This window comes from Aestuariivirga sp. (genome assembly GCF_020252395.1).
In the GTDB taxonomy this organism is placed as follows: Bacteria; Pseudomonadota; Alphaproteobacteria; order Rhizobiales; family Aestuariivirgaceae; genus Aestuariivirga.
This window is the reverse complement of the sequence record NZ_JADCDB010000008.1, coordinates 1-22,048: the sequence shown is the minus strand read 5'-3', so window position 1 is coordinate 22,048 and position 22,048 is coordinate 1. Positions and strand designations below refer to the sequence as shown.

Genomic DNA, 22,048 nt, shown 5'->3' with positions numbered 1-22,048 from the left:
GGGCTTCAATGTAGGCAATCCGGTAACCTGTCAACGCGATGAAAACGGCATGACATTCCGCTCGATCGCCTTCCTCGCGTCGGAGTCTCCCGAGGCCCGGGAGGCCTTGACGACGCTGACCGCGCGCCACGGCAATGCCGACCCGGAAAAGGCCGACTGCGTTGTGGCGCTGGGCGGCGACGGACTGATGCTGCAGGCGCTGCACCGCTTCGTGTCCACCGGCATTCCGATCTATGGCATGAACCGCGGCACGGTCGGTTTCCTGATGAACGACTATGCGGCGGACGGGCTTCCTGAACGGCTGGCGGCGGCGGAGCTCACCATGATTCACCCGCTGGCCATGGCCGCCGTGGACGAGACGGGGAAGACGCACCGGGCGATCGCTTTCAACGAAGTTTCCCTGCTGCGCCAGCGCCATCAGGCGGCGAAGCTGAGAATCGCCATCGACCACAAGCCGAGGCTCGAGGAGCTGATCTGCGACGGCGTGCTGGTGGCCACACCGGCGGGCAGCACGGCCTATAATCTATCCGCCCACGGACCGATTTTACCGATCAACTCTGACCTGCTGGCGCTCACGCCGATCAGCGCCTTCCGCCCGCGGGGCTGGCGCGGCGCTATCCTGCCCTCGGCGGCCAAGGTGACGATCGGCATTCTCGAAGGCGGGAAACGGCCGGTGGCGGCGGTGGCCGACCATGTGGAGGTTCGCCATGTGCGGCAGGTGGAGGTGGAGCAGGACACAAGCCACGCCGCGCGCATTCTGTTCGACCCCGGCCACAGCCTGGCGGAGCGCGTGCTCCGGGAACAGTTCAGGTTCTGACGGATTCGCTCTCATTCACCGTCGCCCCGGAGGATGGCTCTACGGCACATCCGGCGAGGGCGGTCCGGCGCGTCAGGCGGCGCGCTGCAAGTCCGCCCGGAGCCTGCTCGCCAGGTGCCGCGTCCGGCCGCCGGCGTAGCGGCCGATAACGTCGAGGTTGCGGGGCTGCTCGTCGAGCGGCATGGCTTCGTAACGGGTGAGCAGCGACTGGATGATGCGGGCGCCGAATTCGTCAGGCGTCAGGCGCAGACCGTCTTCGCGTTCGTCGGCGGCCACGTCGCAGGCCGCCTGAAGGATCCAGTGGCAGCTTTGCGGCAGTCCGCTGCGGACAAACACCGCGCGGACCTTGCCGCGCGCATGGATCAGCACCTCAACGCGGCGCAGCGGCACGCCGGAAAGTCCCGCGAGACACTCCGCCACCACCTGCATGGCGCCCTGGCAGGCTGCATGGACGACGAGCGCGGGCGTGAGCATGCCGTTGTCGATGAGGAAGGCCACGGCCTGCTGCAGGTCATCCGGGCCGGCCTCGGCGAGAATTTCGAACACGGCATTCTCTTCTGCCTCGATCACCAGTTCGGCAGCGGCGGTGGACGACAGCCAGTCGCGCTCCGTCAGCAACTGATGGATGCTGGACGCCGCGCGGCGCGCCTGGGCGATGCGCAGGATGAGCGGCAGGTCCGGCCGGGCGAGCAGCCGGCTCAGCATCTCCTGGTCCTCAGCGAAGCGCTGGTAGAGGGCGCGGAAGTGGCTGGGATCCAGGCCGACGTCCGGGTTTTCGAGGAGCAGCACGTTTACGGCCAGCGGCAGCTCGCGGGTGATGACGTCTGCTGCCTCCGCCGAGACGTCGGGGCGCATGGCGATGACAGCCTGCCGCGCCTCGTCCCCCGCACGCAGGATGGCCAGCATGCGCAGCGTGTCGAGCGCGGGCGTCCAGCTGAGGAATGGGAGTGCTATGTCTTCGTCGTCGGAGACGATGGTGAAGAAGAGATCGTTATCGAGCGTCTCATGGCTGACGAGGGCCTCCGCCAGGGCGTAGCGGACGTCTGGATCCGCATCGACAGCAAGGCGGCGGACAACCGGCAGCACCTGCTCGCGCTCGCCCGGGGGCGTTTCCGGGTCAGCGAGGAAACAGGCGAGCTGCCGGGCAAGCGCAACGCGGCAGTCGGCGCTGCCGAAAACGATGACGGCCATGAGAACGTTGATGTCGAGGCCGAATGTAGGTTCCTGCTTTGAGTCATGCTGCATATGGTGAGTCTCCGGAAGCAATGATGGCGGCAGAGGACTTAATATTTGGTTCACCATAGCCTCCGGAGCGGCTGGGGGTATTGATCGCGCAACGCGTCCGGGCCTCCCCCCGCTTCGCGGTTGGGGAGGGCGGGATGCCCCTCGTTAATCCTGCAGCAGCGGGGCATTTGCAGGCGTCGAAATGGGGCTGACCGACATCACGTCACGGCCATGGGCCCTGACGTGGTCCGGGTGGCGCCAGTTGCGCCAGAAGGCGAAGCCCGCCAGGGCGCCGTGGACCCCGATCATGAAGATCAGGAAGCCGGCGCGGCCGATCTCGCCCATCAGAGAACCCGCGAGAATAGGCCCCAGGATGGAGCCTACGCCATAGAGCAGCACCAGCTTGGCCGACGCGCCCAGCACCTGCTCCTTGCGCAGGTGGTCGTTGGCATGGGCGATGACCAGGGAATAGACCGGGAGCGACACGATGCCGAACAGCGTCATCAGCGCGATGAGCATAAACCAGCTGACATAATATCCACCTGCCAGAATGAGGGCCGGAACGATGGCCGCGGCGAGGCTCAGCAGCATGATGATGGTGCGCCGGTCGATACGGTCCGACACCCAGCCGATGGGATATTGCGAGAGGATGACGCCGAAAGGCGGCAGCGCCATCATGATCGACACCCAGACCAGCGGCAGGCCCATGGCGAGCCCGAAGATGACGCCCAGGGCGAAAAAGGCGCTCTGCCCCAGCCCGCAGGCGATAACGCCCACGACCGCGAGCGGCGAGGCCTGCCAAATATCGGCGATCCTCACGCTTTTGGCCCCCTCCACGCTGGGCTGCTCCGAAGGCGCCAGAATCAGCGGCACCAGAGACATGGAGAGCAGGCAGGACACGACGATGAAGCGCACGAAGCCCGAAGGATCCGCGATGTTGAGCAGAAGCTGGCCCGCACCCAGCGCGCCATAGGTGACGATCATGTAGAGCGAAAGCATTTGGCCGCGGTTGCGGTTCGAGGACGCGGCGTTGAGCCAGCTCTCGCACACGATATACATGCCCGAGACGCAGAGGCCGGTGAGAACCCGCAGCAGGAACCAGAACACCGGGTTCACAAAGAGCGGGAACAGCAGCACCACGGTGGACACGATGGAGGCGAGCCCCGCAAAGGCGCGCACATAGCCCACGCTCTTCACCAGCCGGGGCGCGGCAAAGCTCGAGAGCAGCATGCCGGCGGAATAGCCGGCCATGACGATGCCCGTCGTCGCGGTGGAGAAGGCGGCCTGGTCGGCCGAAATCGACACCAGCGAGCTGTTGAGCCCATGGCCCAGGCAGAGCATGGCGACGCTGGCGAGGAGCACCCAGAGGGAGGCGTTGTTCATGTCTCCCTCTCCCAGGTCAATGCGACACAAATCAGACGGCGATGCCGGCCTGGCGGAGCTTGAAGTGCAACAGGTCGCGGTCGAGCGGCATCATCAGCACATCCGCCGCGCCCTCAAGAATGGACTGGCCGAACATCTCGGTGTCGGGCGTGTCGGCGAAGAGGAACACTACCGGGGGCTTGCTGCGGCCCGACAGGCGCAGGCGCTTGACGAACTCCTTCGGCGCCCCGCCATTGGCGCGGGCCGAGAGCATGACAACATCCGGGGAGTTGTCGTTGCAGAAGCGCATGGCCTCCTCCGCCCCGCTGGTGAGCGACGTGTCGAGGCCGAGGCCGGAGAGCATCTCGCTCAGGTGACGGCCCCGTCCCTCTTCATCAATGAGCAGACACCTTGTCATGTCCACAAACCTCTCCGGCTCGCCGGAGCGGGGCGCAACTGCCTGCCGTCCGTCGCGAAAAACCTGCGCCGGGCTGGTTAACGGTGGGTTAACAGCATTTTCCACAGTTTTTCCACAACCTGTAAACACTTGAAGAAGCCGCCGAATTGGACTTGTGAACAGGTTAATGCACAGTGGCGGAATTGCGGCGGCCGCGCACTGGACAAACATTACCCGACCTGAGTCGCGGACCTCAATCCGGCCGGGGCATGCGCCAGGCTTCGGTGACGGTTGCATATTCGCTGTAACCAAGCCTGGCGATGGGCCGCATGGCCGCGGTGTCTACCCGGCCGTCATGGATAAAGCGGTCGTCGATGTGGATGCCGAGCACCCGGCCGATGATCAGGAAGTTCTCCGCCTTTCCGTCGTCGTCCGGCAGAGGCACGATGCGGTGCAGGCAGCACTCGAGCGCCGCCGGGCTTTCGGCGACGCGCGGCGGCCGCACGATCCGGGATGGGGCCTTGGTGAGGCCGGCGAGTTCGAACTCGTCAACATCCACATGGGCGGAGGTGGCATTGATCTGCTCGCGCAGGCCATAGGTGGCGAGGCTGAAGGCAAATTCGCCCGTGGCCTCGATATTGGCCATGGAATCCTTGCGCGGGCCCGAGCCGAAGGCGACATAGTGCGGAGACTGCGAGAAGGCGTTGAAGTAGCTATAGGGCGCGAGGTTGGCCTTGCCTTGGGGTGACAGCGTCGACACCCAGCCGATGGGGCGCGGCGCGACGATGGCCTTGAACGGATCGTTGGGGAGGCCATGGTCGTTCTTCACCGCGTCATAGAACATCAGAGACTCCGCAGAAGGGCCGGAAGATCGGCAACGCTGTCGATGGTGAAGTCGGCAAGGTGCTCGATGTCCTCGCGCCCCGCATTGCCGGAGAGCACGGCTATGGCAAGCCCTGCCCCGCCGTTGCGCGCCTCCGCCATGTCGTGGTGGTTGTCGCCGACCATGGCGATCGCGGCGGCGGGAAGCCCGGTCAAAGCCGCGAACTTGCGGATCATGTTGCCGGCGGGCTTGGGCACGGGAACGGTGTCAGCCGCGATGATGTCCTCGAAATGCGCGATGACGCCGGCCTCGGCCATGTGCGCACGCGCCGAGAAGTGGCTGTCGTTGGTGGCCACCCCGAGCTTGAGGCCCATGGCGCGGAGATCGCTGAGGATCGGCTCAAGCGGCATGAGCGGAACCAGCTTGTCGCGCACCATCTCGGCGAAGCGCTCTTCCAGCACTGCGAGATGGGCATCGAGTGCCGCACCCTTGAGGTCCGGCCACCAGATGGCGGCGATCTCGCGATTGGTGCCGCCTGCGAGAGGCGAACCGGCCTTGAGCTTGCCCCTGGCGCGGTCATAGCCCGCCGCCTCCATGATCGCCTCGGCGCCGGCGTCATCGGTCTGGAACAGCTGAATCAGCGCTTCGCGGTAGATCGGCACCCAGGTGGCGTCGACATCGATCAGCGTGCCGTCCTTGTCGAACAGGACTCCCGCGATCTTCATGATGCCTGCCAGCGGGTGAGCAGCGTTGCGGGATCGGGGCGCGGGCGGTCCTCCAGCGGGCCAGAGGGCGTGCCGAAGTAGATCAGGCCTGCGAGCTTCTCATGGGGCTTGAGTCCCATGGCGGCGGCGATGCCGGTATCATAGGCCACCCAGCCGGTGTTCCACTGGCAGCCGATACCCATCGCGGTCGCGGCATAGAGGATGTTCATGCAGACGGCGGCGGCGGAGAGCTGCTGCTCCCACATCGGGATCTTCGGGTGTTCCTGCGCCGAGGATACGACGCCCAGCACGGTTGGGGCGCGCAGGAACAGGCCGTGGACGGCGCTGAGGCTTTCGACGCCATGCTCTGGGTGGAGCTCTGCCCAACGCGCCTTCATCACATCGCCGAAGCGGGCGCGCGCATCCCCCTCCCACAGGATGAAGCGCCAGGGCGCGAGCTTGCCATGGTCCGGCACCCGGACGCCAAGGCGGAGGATTTCGGCAAGCTGCCCCGGCGCCGGTCCCGGTTCGCCCATGGCCTTGGCGGAGGCGGACTTGCGGGTGCTGAGGAGTGCGAGGATGGAAGACGTGTCGTTGAACTGCTGCATAGATTCCGTAGTGTCGCGCGGGCGCCCCGAAAAGGCAATCCCGGCCGCGCCCGTTAACCATTCATTAAGATGTGAATTGCCGGTGTGGCCGGCCCGGTGTTAAGCTCATTCGGCTTGGAGAGAGGGAACTACGCTTTGCACGACTGCAGCACACGTGCACGGCAGCAGCGCCACCGCCGGAGCGGCTCATTCGCCGCCTGCGCGGTGGCGTTTTTCATGTGCTCCGCCCTCCCCGCCCTGGCCGATGCGGCGCATGGCCTTTCCATCCAACTGGTGCAGCCCGGCCGCGAAGGGCTTGAACTTTCCGCCCGCCTCACCGCCGATGGCGGTCCGCTGCAGCAGAATATCTCCTGGAAGATCCGCGGGTCCGGCGGCGAAACCGTTTATTCGGGCGCCGACGGCACGGCCGACGTCTCGCTTGCCCCCGGCGACTATGTGGTTGACGCGAGCTATGGAGCAACGCTGGTCGAAAAACTCGTTAGCATTCCGCCCGCCACGCGGCTGAAGCTGAGCCTGCTGCTCGATGCCGGCGGCCTCAAGGTGGAGCCGATGCTGGGCAATATCGACGTGCCCCCCGCCGCCTCGCGCGTGCGCGTGTTCTCGATGGATGGCCGCAAGCTGGCCGCCGTCCCGGTGACGCCGGGCGAGATCATCCGCCTGCCGCGCGGCATCTACCGCGTCGAGAGCCAGGTCTCGACCGGCAACGTGAAAGCCGTGGCCGACGTTCATGTGGCGGCGGGCCGCGTCGCCACGGTCAAGATCGTGCACAAGGCGGGCCTGGCGCGCCTCGCCTTCGTCGGCGATCCCAATGCCGCCGTGCGCTGGGAGATCGAAGACGAGTCGGGCGGGGCCATCGCGGCGCGCAGCGGCATCAATGCCAATGTCACCCTGCTCCCCGGCACCTACACCGCGCGCGCCGAAGTGGGCGCGGAGCTCTTGACCGCCACCTTCAACATCGCAGCCGGCGAAGCACGCGACATCCTGCTCGGCAACTGAGACCTATTTTGTCCGGTAGCGGAATGAAGTCCGTCCCGTCACGGGCCGTGCCCGCCCAGGCCCAAGACATCTGGGCCTGCCTCTCCGGCCAGTTCCATCTTCTCCACCAGCTCACGCAGGCGCTTGGGGTACGAGCCACCAAGGGCCACGTCCGCGAAGGTGTCGATGCCGATATCCATATAACCTTGCTTTCGGGAGGTTTATATGTAGCTGGATTGATTACAGTTCAAGATGAGAGTTCTTCCACCCATGAAAAGAGCCCTCATCCGGCCTGTCTGCTAGTTCAACCCGTCCAGGAACGTCGCAGCGTGCCTGGTAATGTCGGCCCTCCGCACGTCTTCCATCTTGGCGAGCGTGCGGTAGGGCATGGCCATGCGCGGGTTCCCCTTGAGCTTTCCCTCATTGCGGAGGAGGAAGTCCCAGTAGAGGTAATTGAAGGGGCAGGCCTTGGGACCCAGCTTCACCTCAGGCTTGAAGCGGCAGCCGCTGCAATAGTCCGACATGCGGTCGATGTAGGCGCCCGATGCGGCGTAGGGCTTCGACGCCATCACGCCGCCGTCGGCGAAAAGCGCCATGCCGTGGGTGTTGGGGAGTTCCACCCACTCGAAGGCATCGGCATAGACGAGGAGATACCATTGCTCGACCTGGCGCGGATCGAGCCCGGCGAGCAGCGCGAAATTGCCCGTGACCATCAATCGCTGGATATGGTGGGCATAGGCGTGGCGTTTGGTGTCGCCGATGGCCTGGGCCATGCAGTTCATCTCGGTCCCGGCCGTCCAGTAGAATGCGGGGAGCGGGCGGCGGGCGTCGAGAAAGTTGCTGGCCGCATAGTCCGGCATCTTGAGCCAGTAGAGGCCACGCACATATTCGCGCCAGCCGAGGATCTGGCGGATAAAACCCTCGACGGCGTTGAGCGGGGCGTCTCCCCTGCTCCACGCTTTTTGCGCGCGGTCGCAGATTTCGCGCGGGGTGAGCAGGCCGATGTTGAGATAGGGCGAGATGACGGCGTGATAGAGGAAGGCGTCGCCCTGCTTCATCGCGTCCTGATAGTCGCCGAAATTGGGCAGGCAGGAGGCGATAAAATGGTCGAGCGCTTCAAGCGCACCGGCGCGCGTCACCGCCCAGCCGAAGGGCTCGAGATCGCCGAAGTGACTGGGGAAACGGGCCGCCACAAGGTCCATCACCTCGCGCGTGACCGCATCGGGTCCGAAGCGGCGGCGCTTCGGGGGTGTCACGTCCCTGGGCAGTGACTTCCTGTTGTCGTGGTCGAAGTTCCACTGGCCGCCAGCGGGCTTCTCGCCCTCCATGAGCACCCCCGACAGGCGGCGCATGTCGCGGTAGAAGAATTCCATGCGCAACTGCTTGCGGCCGTTGGCCCAGGCGGCGAAGGAGGCGGTTGTTGCGAAGAAGCGGTCATCGGAGAGGATCTCGGCGCCCCAGCCCTTCATCATCTCCTTGACGCGCCATTCGCCAGGTTCGGTAACGACGATGCGCGAAGGTTTGTGACGGGCAACGGCACGCTCGACTTCGCCGGTGAAGGAACCGCTGTTAGCGGGATCGTCGAGGGGAATGTAGTCGACGGTGAAGCCATGCTGGCGGAGTTCGCCCGCGAAGTGGCGCATGGCGGACAGGATGAAGACGAGTTTCTGCTTGTGGTGCTTCACATAGGTGGCTTCCTCCGCCACCTCCATCATCAGCACCGTGTCGCCCGGCACGTAGCCGCGCAGGCTTGAAAGGCCACGCGTCAACTGGTCGCCGAGCACGATGCGGAGCGTGCTCATTTCGCCTTCTTGAGTTGCGCTCGGCAGCGGTCTGAGCAGGTCTTCACATTCTCCCAGTCACGCGCCCACTTCTTGCGCCAGGTGAAGGGGCGGCCACAGACAGCACAGGTCTTGCCCGGAAGCTCCGCCTTCTTCCGCATGCGGGGCATGTCAGCCCTTGGTGCGGAGTGAGGATCGGCCGCCGTCGACGTTGATCGCCTGGCCGGTGATCCATGACGCGTCCGGCGAGAGCAGGAAGGCAGCAGCGGCGGCGACATCATCGGCTTCGCCGAGGCGCTGCAGCGGATGAAGAGCCGCGATGGCGGTGGCCATCTGCTCATTGCCGGTGAGGGCTGCGGCGAGCGGGGTTTTCGTCAGCGACGGAGCAACGCAGTTGACCCGGATCTTCGGCGCCAACTCGGCGGCGAGCGACAGCATGAGGCCTTCGACCGCGCCCTTGGCCATGCCGATCGAGGCATGTGACGCGAACCCCTGCGCCACGGCGACGGTGGAGAAGAGAACGACGGAGGCATTGCCGCTGGCCTTCAGCGCCGGCAAGGCGAACTGCACGGCGTGGAGGGCGCCGAGCGCGTTGAGGCGGAAGTCGCGCTCGACATCCTCGTCCGTGATGCGGCTGACTGGCTTGAGGTTGATGGAGCCCACGCAATAGGCGAGGCCTGAGACCGTGGGACCGGCGGCCTTGATGGCGGCTTCAAGTTGCGCGCGGTCAGTGACGTCGGCGACCGCATGGGTGCCGCCGGTTTCGGCGATGAGTGCGCCAAGCTTCGCGGGGTCGCGGCCGATGGCGTGGATCGTGTGGCGCGCTGTTGCAAGCCTGCGGCAAAGAGCGGACCCGATGCCGCCGGTGGCGCCGATAATGATAGTGGTCATGAAACGTTATACGCGGGAGTGATGAGGGCGGTTCAGCCCCCTTGACCGGCACGCTGGCGAAAGCCGGAGCCCCGCTTCCGGCGCCGGAACAAGAGGAAAGGGTGGTCTTGGCGCCCTCCGTGGGGTGACGGAGGGCGCCGGCTCAGGCGGTGTGGGGCAAACACCGTGGGCAGCCGGACGCCCCTTGGACTTGGCGTCCGGGTTCTCTGAGTGAATGACGGAAGGGACGATCAGTCTTCCGAGCCGGAGTCGTCCTTTTCGGCGCCGTTGCTGAGCGCAGCGGCGACAATGCCGGCATTGCCGCGAATGGTCGCCTCGATGGCATTGGCCATGTCCGGATTCTGGCGCAGGAAGGCCTTGGCGTTCTCACGCCCCTGCCCGATGCGCTCGCCATTATACGAGAACCAGGAACCCGACTTCTCCACCACGCCGGCAGTAACGCCAAGGTCGATCAGCTCGCCGACCTTGGAGATGCCCTCGCCATACATGATGTCGAACTCGACCTGCTTGAAGGGGGGCGCCACCTTGTTCTTGACCACTTTCACGCGGGTCTGGTTGCCTACCACCTCGTCACGGTCCTTGATGGCGCCGATGCGGCGGATGTCGAGACGGACGGAGGCATAGAATTTCAGCGCATTGCCGCCGGTCGTGGTTTCGGGCGAGCCGAACATGACGCCGATCTTCATGCGGATCTGGTTGATGAAGATGACCATGCAGTTGGTCTTGGAGATAGAGCCCGTGAGCTTCCGGAGCGCCTGGCTCATCAGGCGGGCCTGGAGGCCCGGCAGCTGGTCGCCCATCTCGCCCTCAAGTTCGGCACGCGGCGTCAAGGCGGCGACCGAGTCGATCACCAGCACCTCGACCGCGCCGGAGCGCACCAGCGTGTCCGCAATTTCGAGCGCCTGCTCGCCGGTGTCGGGCTGGGAGATGAGCAGGTCATCGACCTTGACGCCGAGCTTGCGGGCATAGACGGGGTCCAAGGCATGTTCGGCGTCGACGAAGGCGCAGATGCCGCCGCGCTTCTGGGCCTCCGCGATGGTCTGCAGCGCCAGCGTGGTCTTGCCGGAGGATTCCGGACCATAGATTTCAATGACGCGGCCCTTGGGCAGGCCGCCGATGCCGAGCGCGATGTCGAGGCCCAGCGAACCGGTGGAGATCGCCTCGATCTCCAGCGCGGTGGAGGCGCCGAGCTTCATGATGGAGCCCTTGCCGAAGGCGCGCTCGATCTGGCTCAGCGCGGCATCCAGTGCCTTGTTCTTGTCCATGGAATTCTCGACGACCCGCAGATTTGAAGACTGTGCCATTCGGTTTACTCCTTGCTGTTCAATGGGTCCACCGGAGGGCCTGTGCCAGCGCCGCCGCGTCACCGTTGTTCGAACTATGTTCTATTTCTGTTCATCACGCAAGAGAAAAATCGAACTTGGCTAAGCGATTGATTTGATGATTAACACGCCGAACGGAAATCGAACATACCGGAACGACAGGACGTGTACGGATAATTCCGTCAGACTGCGGGTTATTCGCGCTTCCGCCTGCATCATGTGCGTGCCGCCAGCACCCGCTCCAGCGCCCCCGCAACGCCGAAAAGGCCCCGGTCATGCCCCCACGGCGCCATGGCCATCAACCCGCAGGGCGCCTCGCCCGCGGCCTGCATGGGAAGCGAGATGGCGCAGCCGTTGAGAAAGTTGCCCACATAGGTATTGCGCAGACTCATGGCGTTGAAGCGGAAGTAGTCGCTGTCCTCCGCCAGTTCGGCAATGGCGGGCGCGACGTTGAGCGTCGTGGGCAACAGCACGGCGTCATAGCCGGTGAAGCGGCTGGCGAAGAGTGCGATCATCTCGCGGCGGCGCGCCACGTAGCCAAGATAATCGGCAGCCGAGATCGACTCCGCCGCCGCGATGCGGAAGCGGACGCGCGGGTCATATTCCTCGCCGCGCGCAGCCATGCGGGCGCGGTGATTGAAGAGCGCCTCCGCGGCGACGATGCCGCCCTTGCTGTTGATCGCCGGGATCTCGCGCAGCTCGGGGAAGCGCATGCCGGAGAGCACCGCACCGGCCGCCTCGAAACTCTTCAGTGCCTGGGCGAAATTGCGCTCCACTTGCGGGCCGAGCCCGTCGAGCACGGCGTCCTGCAGCACGGCGAGGCGGAGGCTCTTCACCTGGCGCTGCGGCACGATGCCATCCCAGTCGCCGGCCATGATCGCATCCGCCATGGCGCAGCAGGCAACGGAGGTGGCCAGCGGGCCGATGGTGTCGAAGCTTGCTGAAAGCGGATTGCAGCCGGTGAGCGGCACACGGCCGTGGCTCGATTTATAGCCGGCGATGCCGCAATAGGAGGCAGGCACCCGGCAGGAACCGCCGGTGTCGGTGCCGATGCCGAGCGCCACCATGCCATCGGCCACCGAGACGGCAGCACCGGACGACGAGCCGCCGGGGATGCGCCCCGCCGCCCGGTCGAAAGGGGAACGCGGCGTGCCGTAATGGGGGTTGAGGCCGACGCCGGAATAGGCGAACTCGGTCATGTTGGTGCGGCCGATGACGATCATCCCCTTGTGTTTCAGCCGCGCGATGGCCACGGCATCGGCAGATGCTGGCGGATCGTCGCGCAGCACCGTGGAGCCCGCCGTGGTCACCTCGCCCGCGAGGTCGAAGATGTCCTTCGCGGAAAAGGGAATGCCAGCGAGGGCTGAGACCTCCCGGCCGCGCTTTCGCTGCCTGTCGACGAAATCGGCTGCCGCAAGCGCACCCTCGGCATCGACAGCGGTAAAGGTGCGCGCGCCCTCGCCTGCCGGATCGGCGATAGCGGCCAGGGACTGCTCGACGAGTTGGCGGGAGGTGACAGCGTGTTCGGCCAGCTGGCGGGAGAGTTCGGCGAGTGTCGGCATGGTGAAATCCCCGGGACGTGACGTATGGCTTAGGATGATTCAAAGACCGGCGAAGCCGATGAAGGACTCGTGGCCCCTATCCCTCCATCGCCTCCTTCACCTTCTCGACCAGCTGCTTCAGCGAGAAGGGCTTGGGCATGAAGCTGTATCCGGCGTGGCCTTCGAGGTCCTGTTCGAACTGCTCGCCGGGATAGCCCGAGACGAAGACGAACTTGGTTTCGATGCCGCGCTTCCTCAGTTCACGGAGCAGCGTGGGGCCGTCCATTTCCGGCATGACGACGTCGGAGATGATGAGGTCGAAGCCCTTCCCGTCCATGTCGATCTTCTCGATGGCGCTTTCGCCCGAGTCAGCCTCGACCACGGTGTAGCCGCGCGAGGTGAGCGCGCGGAGCGCGAACGCGCGCACCGCGTCCTCGTCCTCGACCAGCAGAATGCGCTCCTTGCCGGTGTAATCGCGCTTAGGCGCCTCCGCCGGCTTCTCCCCGGCGGGGGCTTCATCCGACGTCTTCGGGTAGTAGCGCGGCAGGTAGATGCGGAAGGTGGTGCCCTTGCCCACCTCGCTGTCGCAGAAGATGAAGCCGCCCGTCTGCTTTACGATGCCATAGACAGTGGAAAGACCGAGGCCCGTGCCCTTGCCCACGTCTTTGGTCGAGAAGAAAGGCTCCCAGATCTTGTCCCGGATTTCGGGCGGAATGCCGGTACCCGTGTCCTGCACCTCGCAGGCGATATATTCGCCGGGCGGTAAGAGCGAGGGCATGATGGAGCGCGACTCCTCCACCCCCACATTATAGGTGCGCACGGTAAGCGAGCCGCCATTCGGCATCGCGTCGCGCGCATTGACAGCGAGGTTGATGATCACCTGCTCGAACTGGTGGATGTCGACCATCACGAGGCCCAGTTCGCGGTCGTGGTTGATCTTGAGCGATACCTTTTCGCCCAGCACGCGGCCCAGGAGATTGCCGAGGTCGGACAGCGCCTCGGTCAGCACGTGCACCTTGGGCTGCAGCGTCTGCTTGCGGGAGAAGGCGAGCAACTGACGCACCAGGTTGGCCGCGCGGTTGGCGTTCTGCTTGATGTTCATGACATCCGCGAAGGCGGGGTCGGTCGGCCGCATCTTCGCCAGCAGCAGGTCGGCAAAGCCGATGATCGGGGTCAGCACGTTGTTGAAGTCATGCGCGATGCCGGAGGCCAGCTGGCCCACCGCCATCAGCTTCTGGCTTTGGGCGAGCTGCACTTCGAGCGACTTGTTCTCGGTCTTGTCCACCGCGAAGACCACCGCCGTGTCATCCTCGGGCGCGAGCCTGGTGAATGTGAAGAGAACGTTGCGCGGGATTGCGCCTTCGACGTTCGCCTCGATCTGGTGGAGACTGCCCTCGCCACGGAGAGCGGCAGAAAGGGCCTGCAGCAATGTGGCGCGTTCGGCGGCCACGATGGCGGCGGAGAGTTCCGAGCCGCGCCGCGCCTTGGGCGAGAGTTCGAGGAATGCGCCGTTGGCCATGCGCACGATCCCGTCCTTGCCGATCTCGGCGATGCCGATGGGCGCGTTGTTGATGAAGCGCGATAGCCGCGGCGCCGAGATCTCGCCGCCCGCGGCGGAGGTGCCGGCAAGATGACGGGGCACCACGATGGTGCGCGATGGCGAGGGCTGGCCCTCGGCATCGAACTCCATGTGATGGATCAGCTGCACCGGGATAAGCTTGCCGGTGACCGTGTTGCGCAGGTCGAGGCCGAAGCTTTCGGTCACCGCCGTGCCGGGCTTGGGCGCGACACCGGAAACCAGCTGTGCGGCCTGCTCGCCCACGAGGTCGGCGAGCTTCATGCCGGAGGTCTGCGCCTGCGGGAGGTCGATCCCCAGCCACTGCGCCAGCGTGGCGTTGATGTAGTCCACCTGGCCCCCGGCAAGCGTCGAGAAAAAGCCGGCAGGCGCATTGTCGAGATAGGTGATTATGAACTGGAGGCGCGAGAAGGCTTGTTCCTGCTGCGCCCGGTCCTCGCTGATGTCTTCGAGCTGCCAGAGGCGCAGCGGCATCCCGCCGCCCGCGATGGGCGTGGCGGAGAGTTTCACCCAGACCGGGCGGCCGGCGCTGGCGCAAGGGGCGGCCGCTCCCTGCGCCACGCGCAGTTCGCGGAATTCGCTGCGGCCCTCGGCCACGGCCTGGGCGAGCTGATAGACGGGGGCGGAGAATTCGGCATAGGGCGCGAAGAGCACGTCCATGCCGACAAGACGGCCGGCCCTGGCGCTGAGCGTTTCATAGGCGGCATTGGCATAGATGGCGCGGCCTTGCGCATCGGTCACCACCAGCGGGTGGCCGATTGCGGCGGTGAGCGCGTCAAAAAACGCGCGGTCGCTGCGGCCGCGGCCGATGCGCAGCACCCCCGCCACCAGCCCAAGGAGCGACGCCAGGCCCAGCGCCGCCAGGGCCGCTCCGGCCCACAGCAGCCCGCGCGGCGCGCCGCCGTGAATCTGGCCCAGCCCGAAGACGGCCGCGGCGGCAACGGCAAGCGCCAGCAGCAGGGCAAGCGCGGGCCGGCCCGCTTCGCCAAACCCAATGACTTCCGGCGCCGCGATCCCGCCTGTCACCGGTGCATTCCTGTCCGTCATCAATCCAACCCCGAATCATGAGCAGTATAGGGCAATTGGGTGCCTGCGGAATCGTTCGCCCCCCGCGCCCCGATCTTCGCTTTACAAATTTCCGGCCTCCCGCCAGAGTCAAAGGCCGGGGCAAGGGACGGCGCGCCAGCGCGAGCCGGCGAGACTGCCGTATCGCCTTTGCGGAGTGGGAGCGCGGATGAATTTCCTGAACGAGAACACGCACAATATCATCCTGGCGGCGGCAATCCTGATGATCCTGATCATCCTGCTCGCCGTTTGGCGCAATTTCAGTCCGCGCGTCGCCGGGGGCCGGCGCGGCCAGCGCCTCGGCATCAGCGAATACTACAATGTCGACAGGGACCGACGCCTGGTGCTGGTGCGGCGCGACAATGTCGAGCACCTGATCCTCATCGGCGGTCCGCAGGACCTCGTCATCGAGGGCGGCATCGGACCCTTCCACACCCCGTCCAACCAGGCCGGCTCCGGAAACAGCCCGCCGCTCCCCGCGGCAACCGCCGTTGGAACGGCCAAGCTGGCGCCGCGGCCTCCCGCCTTCGTCGAGAAGGTGCAGCCGCGGCGCGGGGAACGCGAACTCTGAAAACTGAAAAAGCCCGGCCAATGGCCGGGCTCCCGCTCTTTCGGTGACGCGACTTACGCGTAGGCGGATGGCGGCGCCGAACGGCGCTCGGCCATGAAGCGGTCGAATTCGTCTTGGTCCTTGGCGCGGCGCAGGCGCTCCACGAAATCGCGGAAGGCCTTCTGCTCATCCTCCAGCCTGCGGCGCTCATCGTCGAGCCGCTTGAGCTGCTCGCGTTTGTAGTCGTCGAAGGCGGCGTTGCCAGAACCCGAAAACCCGCCCGCGAAGCCATAGGATTGGCTCTTCCAGCCGGATTTCCAGCTCGCGAAATCGGCCTTGAGGCCATTCCACGGGGCGGACTGTGCGGCCGAGCCCTTCCAGATTTCGCCGTTCTTCCACTTCAGGAACATGGCGACCAAGCCCAAAGGCCAGAACACCACGAAGGCCGCGACAACCGCACCGACCTCCCACGGCGACCAACGGCCCATTGAGCCGCAGCCACGACGCGCGCCGCCGTTCTGCTCCAAACCAGCCGAAGCCGAATATGTCATCTCCGATCCTCTCTCCAAAGTTGACAGCCATGCACATGGGAACCCCACCGCGCTCCTTCAATGAAAATCGGAATGCAGCCTCCGCCATTTTGCCGGGTTTCCCAAGTCCCGTCCGGGTGCTAAATCCATAAGTCCTGATTTACCGGGGAGTTAGGTAAGGATGACCCACACACACCACAAAATCGCGATGCTGACCGCGGGAGGCCTCGCCCCTTGCCTCTCCTCGGCGGTGGGCGGGCTCATCGAGCGCTACTCTGAGATTGCCCCCGATGCGCCGATGATCGGCTACCTTGCGGGCTACAAGGGCCTGCTCCAGGGCAAATACATTCCCGTCACGCCGGAGGTGCGCCGCCGCGCTCATGTGCTGCACGGCCATGGCGGCTCGCCCCTGGGTAACAGCCGCGTCAAGCTGACCAACGCCGCCGACTGCGTGAAGCGCGGCCTCGTCAAGGATGGCGAGGACCCGCTCAAGGTGGCGGCGAAACAGCTGGTGAAGGACGGCGTCACCATCCTCCACACCATCGGCGGCGACGACACCAACACCACCGCCGCCGACCTCGCGGCCTATCTTCATGCCAATGGCTACGAGCTCACCGTGGTGGGCCTGCCGAAAACCATCGACAATGACGTGATCCCGATCCGCCAGACGCTGGGCGCCTGGACGGCCGCCGAGCACGGCGCGCTGTTCTTCGAGAATGTTGTCAACGAGCAGTCGACCTCGTCGCGCCAGCTGGTGATCCACGAGGTGATGGGCCGCCACTGCGGCTGGCTCACCGCAGCCACCGCCAGGGCCTGGCGCGGCCGTCTGGATCATTTGGAATTTCTTCCTGAGTTCAACCTCGACAGGAAGCACAAGGACATCGACGCGGTATATGTTCCCGAGATGACGATCGACATGGAGAAAGAGGCGGCCCGCCTGCGCAAGGTGATGGACCAGTACGACTCGGTCTCGATCTTCGTCTCCGAAGGCGCCTGCGTGCAGGAAATCGTAGCCGAGCTCGAGGCCAAGGGCGAGCCTGTGGAGCGCGACGCCTTCGGCCATGTGCGCCTCGACAGCGTGAAGGTGGGCGACTGGTTCGGCAAGCAGTTCGCCAGGAAGATCGGAGCGGACAAGACGCTCGTCCAGAAGTCCGGCTATTTCGGCCGCTCGGCCGCGGCCAACCAGGCCGACCTCGATTTGATCCGCGCCATGGTGCATGTGGCGGTCGACTCAGCGCTCGACGGCGTCTCGGGCGTCATCGGCCATGACGAGGACAAAGACGACGAACTCCGCGCCATCGAGTTCCCGCGCATCAAGGGCGGCAAGCATTTCGACGTCCACACGCCATGGTTCGCCGAGATGCTGAAGGACATCGGCCAGACCGCATGAGGTGCTTCCCCGCCCTGCTCTGCCTTGCGCTGTTCGCCGCACCCGCCGCGGCGGACGAGGAGCCCGGCCGGGGCAAGGCCGATTTCGTCAAGCTCTGCGCCCCCTGCCATGGGATTGACGGCAAGGGCGACGGCCCGCAGGCCCCGCATCTCGCCAGGAAGCCGGCGGACCTCACCATGGTTACCCGGAGATATGGTTCATTCCCCGGCCAGAAGGTGTTCGAGACCATCGCCGGCCTCGACATGCCGGACGGCCACGGCACCCGCGAAATGCCGATCTGGGGCGATGTCTTCGTCACCCAGGAGGTGGGCAAGAGCACGAGGGTCGAGGACGCCATGAAGGCCTCCGATGACGCGTCGCGGCGGATTGCCGGTCTGGTGAAATATGTCCAGTCGGTCCAGGCGCCGTGAGCTGTTGCCGGTGACGGGCATATGTTATAGTTCGTCGGGAATGACGCCTGCCCCTCTCAAGCTGCAAGTGCACCGTCACCCCGGCGAAAGCGCTGCATGACTCTCCTCTCGCTCACTCCCGAGGAATGGCAGGCGGTGCGCCTGAGCCTGAGGGTCGCGACGGTGGCGATGATCGCCAGTCTGCCCGTGGCGCTCGCTGTGGCCTGGCTGCTGGCGCGCAAGGAGTTCTGGGGCAAATCGCTCCTGAACGGCATCGTGCACCTGCCTCTCGTGATGCCGCCGGTGGTGACGGGCTATCTCCTCCTCCTCACCTTCGGCACAAGAGGGCCCATCGGCGCCTGGCTGGCGGAGATCGGTATCGTGTTCGCCTTCCGCTGGACGGGTGCGGCGCTGGCCTGCGCGGTGATGGGATTTCCACTGATGGTGCGGGCCATCCGGCTGTCCATCGAGGCGGTGGACACAAGGCTCGAGGCCGCGTCCTCGACGCTGGGCGCCAGTGCGCTGTGGGTGTTCCTCACCGTGACGCTGCCCTTGACGCTGCCCGGCATCATTGCCGGCATGATCCTGTGCTTCGCCAAGGCCATGGGCGAGTTCGGGGCCACCATCACCTTCGTCTCGAACATTCCCGGCGAGACGCAGACGCTGCCCACCGCCATCTACACGCTGACGCAGGCGCCGGGCGGCGACGCCGGCGCCCTCAAGCTCACCGCCATTTCCATTGCGATCTCGCTCGGCGCGCTGCTCGTCTCCGAGTTCCTCGCCCGCCGCGCGGGGCAACGGATCGCCGCATGAGCCTCGACGCCGACGTGCGCCACAGGCTCGGCAGCCTGACCCTCGAAGCCGCTTTCGCCAGCACGGGCGGGATCACCGCGATCTTCGGCGCCTCTGGCTGCGGCAAAACTTCGCTGGTCAACGTGATCGCGGGATTGATCCGCCCGGACTTCGCGCGGATAAGCGTCGGCGGCACGCTGCTCGTCGACACCGCGCAGGGCATCTTCCTGCCGCCCAGCAAGCGCCGGATCGGCTATGTGTTCCAGGAGGCCCGCCTCTTCCCCCATATGAGCGTCGAGGCCAATCTCGCCTATGGCGAATGGTTCGCGCCGAAGTCGGAACGTTACGCCAGGAAGGCGCCGATCCTCGAGCTGCTCGGCATCGGCCACCTGCTGAAGCGCCGGCCGCGCGAACTCTCGGGCGGCGAGAAGCAGCGCGTGGCCATCGGCCGGGCGCTGCTCGCCTCGCCGCGCCTGCTCCTGATGGACGAGCCCCTCGCCTCGCTCGATGCCGCGCGCAAGGCGGAAATCATGCCTTATCTCGAGCGCCTGCGCGATGAGGTTAAAATTCCTATTGTCTATGTCAGCCACTCCGTGGCGGAGGTGATGCGGCTCGCCTCCGGCGTGGCGGTTCTCTCGCAGGGCAAGCTCGTGGCCTTCGGCCCCGCGGCGGAAATCGCCCAGCGCCTCGACTTGGTGCCGGCGGAAGAGCGCGAGGAAGGCGGGGTCATCATCGACATGACGGTTGCGGCACATGATGCGGGCTTCGATCTCACCCGCCTGTCCTCATCCGCGGGCGACGTCTATGTACCAGGCCACCTTGGCCCCGCGGGCACGCCTGCCCGCGTCCGCATCCGGGCGCGCGACGTGATGCTGGCGCTGGAGGAGCCGAGAGCCATCAGTGCATTGAATATCCTCAGGGGCACGGTGGCCGCAATCGCGCCGGCCGATGCCGCGTCGGTGAACGTGAGGCTCGACTGCGGCGGCGCGGCAGTCATGGCGCGCATCACACGGCATTCGGCCGCCGTGCTGAAGCTTGCCCCCGGAACGCCCGCCTATGCCGTGGTGAAGGCTGTGTCGGTGAGCGGCCCAGGCGCCGACCCGCGCTGACCGCCGTGCGAATCCGTTGTATTCTGCCTAAAATTTCGCTATTTCAGAAGTGAGCGCCCTGAGGTGCGGCTCGGTGGCCGCCGCGGCAGCGCGCTCCATGGCGCGGTAGCGCGAGATCAGGCTCAGGCCCAGCGGGGTGAGGGTCGCTCCGCCGCCCTTCTTGCCGCCGCTGCGGGATTGGACCACCGGCTTCCCGAAGATGCCGTTCAGCTCCTCGATCAGTTCCCAGGCGCGGCGGTAGGACATGTCCATGGCGCGGCCCCCGGCCGAGATCGAGCCCAGCGCCGCGATCTGCTCCAGCAGTAAGATCTTGCCGGGCCCCACTCTCAGGTCTGGACCGAAATCGATGCGGATGCTGAGGTCTGCCATGGGATTCGCTCTTTCGTCACAGGACGATGATCGAACAAACGCCGCCCCAAATCCAGTGCCACAAGGACCCCTTTCATGGCCGCCGTGCTGACCATAACCCTCAACCCCACCATTGACGTCTTCGGCGAGGCTGCCAGGGTTCAGCCCACCCACAAGGTGCGGCTGACGGACACCAGTTTCGAGCCGGGTGGCGGCGGCATCAACGTGGCGCGCGTGATCTCGACGCTGGGCGGCGAGGTCGAGGCGCTGGCGCTGTCGGGCTGGGAGATGGGCGACTTTCTCGGCCGCCTGCTGAAGGACGAGGGCATCGCCTGGAAGCCTGTCCCCATCGAAGGCGAAACGCGCGTGGCGCTGATGGTGCATGACCAGTCGACCGGGCTCGAATACCGCTTCCTGCCAGAGGGTCCCGAGGTGCACGGCCACGAGATCGATGCCTGCGCCGATGCGATCATGCGCAAGACGGAAGGCTTCGCCGTCGCCTCCGGCAGCCTGCCGCGCGGCGCGCCGGTTGACAGCTATGCGAGGCTCGCCAGGGCAGCCGCGCGCAATGGCCTGCCCTTCGTGCTCGACACCTCGGGCGCGGCGCTGAAGGCCGCCCTCGATCATGGCGGCATCTTCCTCGTGAAGCCGAGCCAGAGCGAGCTCGAGAGCTATGCCGGGCAAGCGCTTGACGCGGCGGGCATCGAGGCGGCTGCCAAGGCCATCATCGCCCGCGGCCAGGCGCGCATGGTGGCGGTGACCCTTGGGGCAGACGGCGCGGTCCTGGCCACGGCGGACAGGCTGCTGCGGCTTCCTGCCATGAAGGTCAAGGTGCGCTCCGCCGTGGGCGCGGGCGACAGCTTCCTCGGCGCCATGGTGTTGGCGCTGTCGCAGGGCTGGGAGATCGAGCAGGCCTTCCTGCTCGCCATCGCGGCAGGCGCTGCAGCCACCGCCAACCCAGGCACTTCGCTGTGCCGGAGGGAGGATGTGTTCAATCTGTTCGAGACAGCGGGCGGCAGGCGGCCTGCATGAATCATGGTCCTCCGCCACCGGGCCGCGGCAGGCGGCGGCGCGGAACATCGGGCGTTTCCCCGCCGTTCCGGCGGCGGGCGCGGCGGGCGGCGGGCTTGCCTGGCGCGGTCCCCTGTGAGACATTGACGCCATTGCCAAAGCGGAGATCGCAAGATGAAAAAAGCAGCCCTGTTCTGCCTCACCCTGCTCGTTGTGCCTGCCTTCATGGTGGACGCCTCGTACGCGGGGCTGACCCAGAGCGACAAGAACTACTGCCGCCGCAAGGCCGAAAAATACGCCGATGAAAAGTCGCTGGGCACCACGGCGGGCGGCGCCATTGCCGGCGCGGTGGCGGGCGGCATCATCGGCGGCCTGGTGACCGGCGGCAAGGGCAGCGGCGTGGGCACCGGCGCGGCGGTGGGCGCGGGCGTCGGCGGCGTCGGCGGCGCCGTCCGCGGCTCACAGCGCTGGAATAACCATTACTGGAAGAAATACAACAGCTGCATCCAGAAGCGCTCCTGAGCCGTCGCGGATTGAAGACCGGGGAACCGCCGGCATGAGGCGGTCCCTCTACGTTGCGGGGGCACAACACCAGCGCAGTCAATTTGTGATGGCAGTTTTCGCATTTTTCGGTTCACAGAATTCCTCTCCCTGGTTTAACCATAGGTCAACGGGCTCTGTTATGCTTCTGCCCGTGAGGGTGGAAAGCGGCGCCGGCTCTCGACTCTGCGGCATGTTTCGCGGCGCAGGCCGTGCGGCCTGTCCGCGTGATGCTCCGGGAAACGCAACCTGAGGAGGCTGCAATGCGTTCGATGTTTTCGTTGCTGTTCGGTCTGTTTCTCG

General features: G+C 65.8%; 23 protein-coding genes and 1 pseudogene. 9 read left to right on the top strand and 15 right to left on the bottom strand.

From position 1 onward, the window contains the following. Positions 1-34 precede the first annotated feature (34 nt). A pseudogene (locus IOC82_RS05650) lies at positions 35-817 on the top strand (NAD kinase); the annotation flags it as partial. A 72-nt stretch (positions 818-889) separates the two neighbouring features. On the opposite strand, the gene IOC82_RS05645 reads toward IOC82_RS05650, so the two are convergent. The 6 genes from IOC82_RS05645 to IOC82_RS05620 form a co-directional block, all read right to left on the bottom strand. Then, positions 890-2,062, bottom strand: coding sequence for a DUF2336 domain-containing protein (locus IOC82_RS05645; RefSeq protein ID WP_290545209.1), 1,173 nt, complete (start codon positions 2,060-2,062; stop codon positions 890-892). Between the two features lie 144 nt (positions 2,063-2,206). Next, positions 2,207-3,424: an MFS transporter gene (locus IOC82_RS05640; RefSeq protein WP_290545208.1), complete on the bottom strand. Its 1,218-nt coding sequence runs from the start codon at positions 3,422-3,424 to the stop codon at positions 2,207-2,209. Positions 3,425-3,455: 31 nt separating this feature from the next. Further along, complete coding sequence (locus IOC82_RS05635; RefSeq protein WP_290545207.1) at positions 3,456-3,821, bottom strand: hypothetical protein; 366 nt, start codon at positions 3,819-3,821, stop codon at positions 3,456-3,458. Positions 3,822-4,053: 232 nt separating this feature from the next. Next, positions 4,054-4,644, bottom strand: coding sequence for a flavin reductase family protein (locus tag IOC82_RS05630; RefSeq protein WP_290545206.1), 591 nt, complete (start codon positions 4,642-4,644; stop codon positions 4,054-4,056). Then, positions 4,644-5,348: an HAD family hydrolase gene (locus tag IOC82_RS05625; protein WP_290545205.1), complete on the bottom strand. Its 705-nt coding sequence runs from the start codon at positions 5,346-5,348 to the stop codon at positions 4,644-4,646. The genes IOC82_RS05630 and IOC82_RS05625 overlap by 1 nt, the downstream gene beginning before the upstream one ends. Further along, entirely contained in the window at positions 5,345-5,935 is a 591-nt protein-coding gene (locus tag IOC82_RS05620) for a nitroreductase (RefSeq protein ID WP_290545204.1), read from the bottom strand. The genes IOC82_RS05625 and IOC82_RS05620 overlap by 4 nt, the downstream gene beginning before the upstream one ends. Positions 5,936-6,151: 216 nt before the next feature. Here IOC82_RS05620 and IOC82_RS05615 point away from each other — a divergent pair, with 216 nt between their 5' ends. Further along, complete coding sequence (locus IOC82_RS05615; protein ID WP_290545203.1) at positions 6,152-6,931, top strand: hypothetical protein; 780 nt, start codon at positions 6,152-6,154, stop codon at positions 6,929-6,931. 38 nt (positions 6,932-6,969) lie between these two features. Here IOC82_RS05615 and IOC82_RS05610 read toward each other — a convergent pair whose 3' ends face one another. The 7 genes from IOC82_RS05610 to IOC82_RS05580 form a co-directional block, all read right to left on the bottom strand. Next, positions 6,970-7,110, bottom strand: coding sequence for a hypothetical protein (locus tag IOC82_RS05610; RefSeq protein ID WP_290545202.1), 141 nt, complete (start codon positions 7,108-7,110; stop codon positions 6,970-6,972). A 99-nt stretch (positions 7,111-7,209) separates the two neighbouring features. Then, entirely contained in the window at positions 7,210-8,712 is a 1,503-nt protein-coding gene (locus IOC82_RS05605) for a cryptochrome/photolyase family protein (protein WP_290545201.1), read from the bottom strand. Then, complete coding sequence (locus IOC82_RS05600; protein WP_366935649.1) at positions 8,709-8,852, bottom strand: DUF2256 domain-containing protein; 144 nt, start codon at positions 8,850-8,852, stop codon at positions 8,709-8,711. Before IOC82_RS05600 ends, IOC82_RS05605 begins: the two co-directional genes overlap by 4 nt. A 10-nt stretch (positions 8,853-8,862) precedes the next feature. Next, the gene (locus tag IOC82_RS05595; protein ID WP_290545199.1) at positions 8,863-9,582 is read right to left on the bottom strand and encodes an SDR family oxidoreductase; all 720 of its coding nucleotides are present in this window, start codon (positions 9,580-9,582) and stop codon (positions 8,863-8,865) included. Between the two features lie 230 nt (positions 9,583-9,812). After that, positions 9,813-10,886 carry a recombinase RecA gene (gene recA / locus IOC82_RS05590; protein WP_290545198.1) on the bottom strand — a complete coding sequence of 358 codons (1,074 nt, stop codon included), beginning with the start codon at positions 10,884-10,886 and terminating at the stop codon, positions 9,813-9,815. A 233-nt stretch (positions 10,887-11,119) separates the two neighbouring features. Then, positions 11,120-12,466, bottom strand: coding sequence for an amidase (locus IOC82_RS05585; RefSeq protein WP_290545197.1), 1,347 nt, complete (start codon positions 12,464-12,466; stop codon positions 11,120-11,122). Between the two features lie 76 nt (positions 12,467-12,542). Next, entirely contained in the window at positions 12,543-15,068 is a 2,526-nt protein-coding gene (locus IOC82_RS05580; RefSeq protein WP_290545196.1) for a PAS domain-containing sensor histidine kinase, read from the bottom strand. Between the two features lie 187 nt (positions 15,069-15,255). On the opposite strand from IOC82_RS05580, the gene IOC82_RS05575 reads away from it, so the two are divergent. Beyond that, on the top strand, positions 15,256-15,657 hold the full coding sequence (locus IOC82_RS05575; RefSeq protein ID WP_290545195.1) for a flagellar biosynthetic protein FliO: 402 nt from the start codon (positions 15,256-15,258) through the stop codon (positions 15,655-15,657). A gap of 53 nt (positions 15,658-15,710) precedes the next feature. Here the strand turns inward: IOC82_RS05575 and IOC82_RS05570 are convergent, their stop codons facing one another. Further along, positions 15,711-16,187 carry a DUF2852 domain-containing protein gene (locus tag IOC82_RS05570; RefSeq protein WP_290545194.1) on the bottom strand — a complete coding sequence of 159 codons (477 nt, stop codon included), beginning with the start codon at positions 16,185-16,187 and terminating at the stop codon, positions 15,711-15,713. Between the two features lie 160 nt (positions 16,188-16,347). On the opposite strand from IOC82_RS05570, the gene IOC82_RS05565 reads away from it, so the two are divergent. The 4 genes from IOC82_RS05565 (at position 16,348) to modC (ending at position 19,846) form a co-directional block, all read left to right on the top strand. After that, on the top strand, positions 16,348-17,556 hold the full coding sequence (locus tag IOC82_RS05565) for a pyrophosphate--fructose-6-phosphate 1-phosphotransferase (protein WP_290545193.1): 1,209 nt from the start codon (positions 16,348-16,350) through the stop codon (positions 17,554-17,556). Then, a complete protein-coding gene (locus IOC82_RS05560; RefSeq protein ID WP_290545192.1) occupies positions 17,553-17,966 on the top strand; it encodes a cytochrome c in 414 nt (137 codons plus the stop codon). The genes IOC82_RS05565 and IOC82_RS05560 overlap by 4 nt, the downstream gene beginning before the upstream one ends. Before the next feature lie 96 nt (positions 17,967-18,062). Further along, positions 18,063-18,758 (top strand): molybdate ABC transporter permease subunit, encoded by a 696-nt coding sequence (gene modB / locus IOC82_RS05555; RefSeq protein WP_290545191.1) that lies wholly within the window; start codon positions 18,063-18,065, stop codon positions 18,756-18,758. Further along, complete coding sequence (modC, locus tag IOC82_RS05550; RefSeq protein WP_290545190.1) at positions 18,755-19,846, top strand: molybdenum ABC transporter ATP-binding protein; 1,092 nt, start codon at positions 18,755-18,757, stop codon at positions 19,844-19,846. Before modB ends, modC begins: the two co-directional genes overlap by 4 nt. A gap of 27 nt (positions 19,847-19,873) precedes the next feature. On the opposite strand, the gene IOC82_RS05545 is transcribed toward modC, so the two are convergent. Continuing rightward, a complete protein-coding gene (locus IOC82_RS05545) occupies positions 19,874-20,215 on the bottom strand; it encodes a LysR family transcriptional regulator (protein WP_290545189.1) in 342 nt (113 codons plus the stop codon). A 75-nt stretch (positions 20,216-20,290) separates the two neighbouring features. On the opposite strand from IOC82_RS05545, the gene IOC82_RS05540 reads away from it, so the two are divergent. Continuing rightward, positions 20,291-21,226 (top strand): 1-phosphofructokinase family hexose kinase, encoded by a 936-nt coding sequence (locus tag IOC82_RS05540; RefSeq protein WP_290545188.1) that lies wholly within the window; start codon positions 20,291-20,293, stop codon positions 21,224-21,226. Between the two features lie 153 nt (positions 21,227-21,379). Beyond that, complete coding sequence (locus IOC82_RS05535) at positions 21,380-21,727, top strand: hypothetical protein (RefSeq protein ID WP_290545187.1); 348 nt, start codon at positions 21,380-21,382, stop codon at positions 21,725-21,727. The last annotated feature ends 321 nt before the right edge of the window (positions 21,728-22,048 follow it).

What these genes read in the sequence shown, in the direction of transcription:
- IOC82_RS05645 (WP_290545209.1), bottom strand. Translation starts at nt 2,062, where the DNA reads ATGCAGCATGACTCAAAGCAGGAACCTACATTCGGCCTCGACATCAAC.
- IOC82_RS05640 (WP_290545208.1), bottom strand. Translation starts at nt 3,424, where the DNA reads ATGAACAACGCCTCCCTCTGGGTGCTCCTCGCCAGCGTCGCCATGCTC.
- IOC82_RS05635 (WP_290545207.1), bottom strand. Translation starts at nt 3,821, where the DNA reads ATGACAAGGTGTCTGCTCATTGATGAAGAGGGACGGGGCCGTCACCTG.
- IOC82_RS05630 (WP_290545206.1), bottom strand. Translation starts at nt 4,644, where the DNA reads ATGTTCTATGACGCGGTGAAGAACGACCATGGCCTCCCCAACGATCCG.
- IOC82_RS05625 (WP_290545205.1), bottom strand. Translation starts at nt 5,348, where the DNA reads ATGAAGATCGCGGGAGTCCTGTTCGACAAGGACGGCACGCTGATCGAT.
- IOC82_RS05620 (WP_290545204.1), bottom strand. Translation starts at nt 5,935, where the DNA reads ATGCAGCAGTTCAACGACACGTCTTCCATCCTCGCACTCCTCAGCACC.
- IOC82_RS05615 (WP_290545203.1), top strand. Translation starts at nt 6,152, where the DNA reads ATGTGCTCCGCCCTCCCCGCCCTGGCCGATGCGGCGCATGGCCTTTCC.
- IOC82_RS05610 (WP_290545202.1), bottom strand. Translation starts at nt 7,110, where the DNA reads ATGGATATCGGCATCGACACCTTCGCGGACGTGGCCCTTGGTGGCTCG.
- IOC82_RS05605 (WP_290545201.1), bottom strand. Translation starts at nt 8,712, where the DNA reads ATGAGCACGCTCCGCATCGTGCTCGGCGACCAGTTGACGCGTGGCCTT.
- IOC82_RS05600 (WP_366935649.1), bottom strand. Translation starts at nt 8,852, where the DNA reads ATGCGGAAGAAGGCGGAGCTTCCGGGCAAGACCTGTGCTGTCTGTGGC.
- IOC82_RS05595 (WP_290545199.1), bottom strand. Translation starts at nt 9,582, where the DNA reads ATGACCACTATCATTATCGGCGCCACCGGCGGCATCGGGTCCGCTCTT.
- recA (WP_290545198.1), bottom strand. Translation starts at nt 10,886, where the DNA reads ATGGCACAGTCTTCAAATCTGCGGGTCGTCGAGAATTCCATGGACAAG.
- IOC82_RS05585 (WP_290545197.1), bottom strand. Translation starts at nt 12,466, where the DNA reads ATGCCGACACTCGCCGAACTCTCCCGCCAGCTGGCCGAACACGCTGTC.
- IOC82_RS05580 (WP_290545196.1), bottom strand. Translation starts at nt 15,068, where the DNA reads ATGACGGACAGGAATGCACCGGTGACAGGCGGGATCGCGGCGCCGGAA.
- IOC82_RS05575 (WP_290545195.1), top strand. Translation starts at nt 15,256, where the DNA reads ATGAATTTCCTGAACGAGAACACGCACAATATCATCCTGGCGGCGGCA.
- IOC82_RS05570 (WP_290545194.1), bottom strand. Translation starts at nt 16,187, where the DNA reads ATGACATATTCGGCTTCGGCTGGTTTGGAGCAGAACGGCGGCGCGCGT.
- IOC82_RS05565 (WP_290545193.1), top strand. Translation starts at nt 16,348, where the DNA reads ATGACCCACACACACCACAAAATCGCGATGCTGACCGCGGGAGGCCTC.
- IOC82_RS05560 (WP_290545192.1), top strand. Translation starts at nt 17,553, where the DNA reads ATGAGGTGCTTCCCCGCCCTGCTCTGCCTTGCGCTGTTCGCCGCACCC.
- modB (WP_290545191.1), top strand. Translation starts at nt 18,063, where the DNA reads ATGACTCTCCTCTCGCTCACTCCCGAGGAATGGCAGGCGGTGCGCCTG.
- modC (WP_290545190.1), top strand. Translation starts at nt 18,755, where the DNA reads ATGAGCCTCGACGCCGACGTGCGCCACAGGCTCGGCAGCCTGACCCTC.
- IOC82_RS05545 (WP_290545189.1), bottom strand. Translation starts at nt 20,215, where the DNA reads ATGGCAGACCTCAGCATCCGCATCGATTTCGGTCCAGACCTGAGAGTG.
- IOC82_RS05540 (WP_290545188.1), top strand. Translation starts at nt 20,291, where the DNA reads ATGGCCGCCGTGCTGACCATAACCCTCAACCCCACCATTGACGTCTTC.
- IOC82_RS05535 (WP_290545187.1), top strand. Translation starts at nt 21,380, where the DNA reads ATGAAAAAAGCAGCCCTGTTCTGCCTCACCCTGCTCGTTGTGCCTGCC.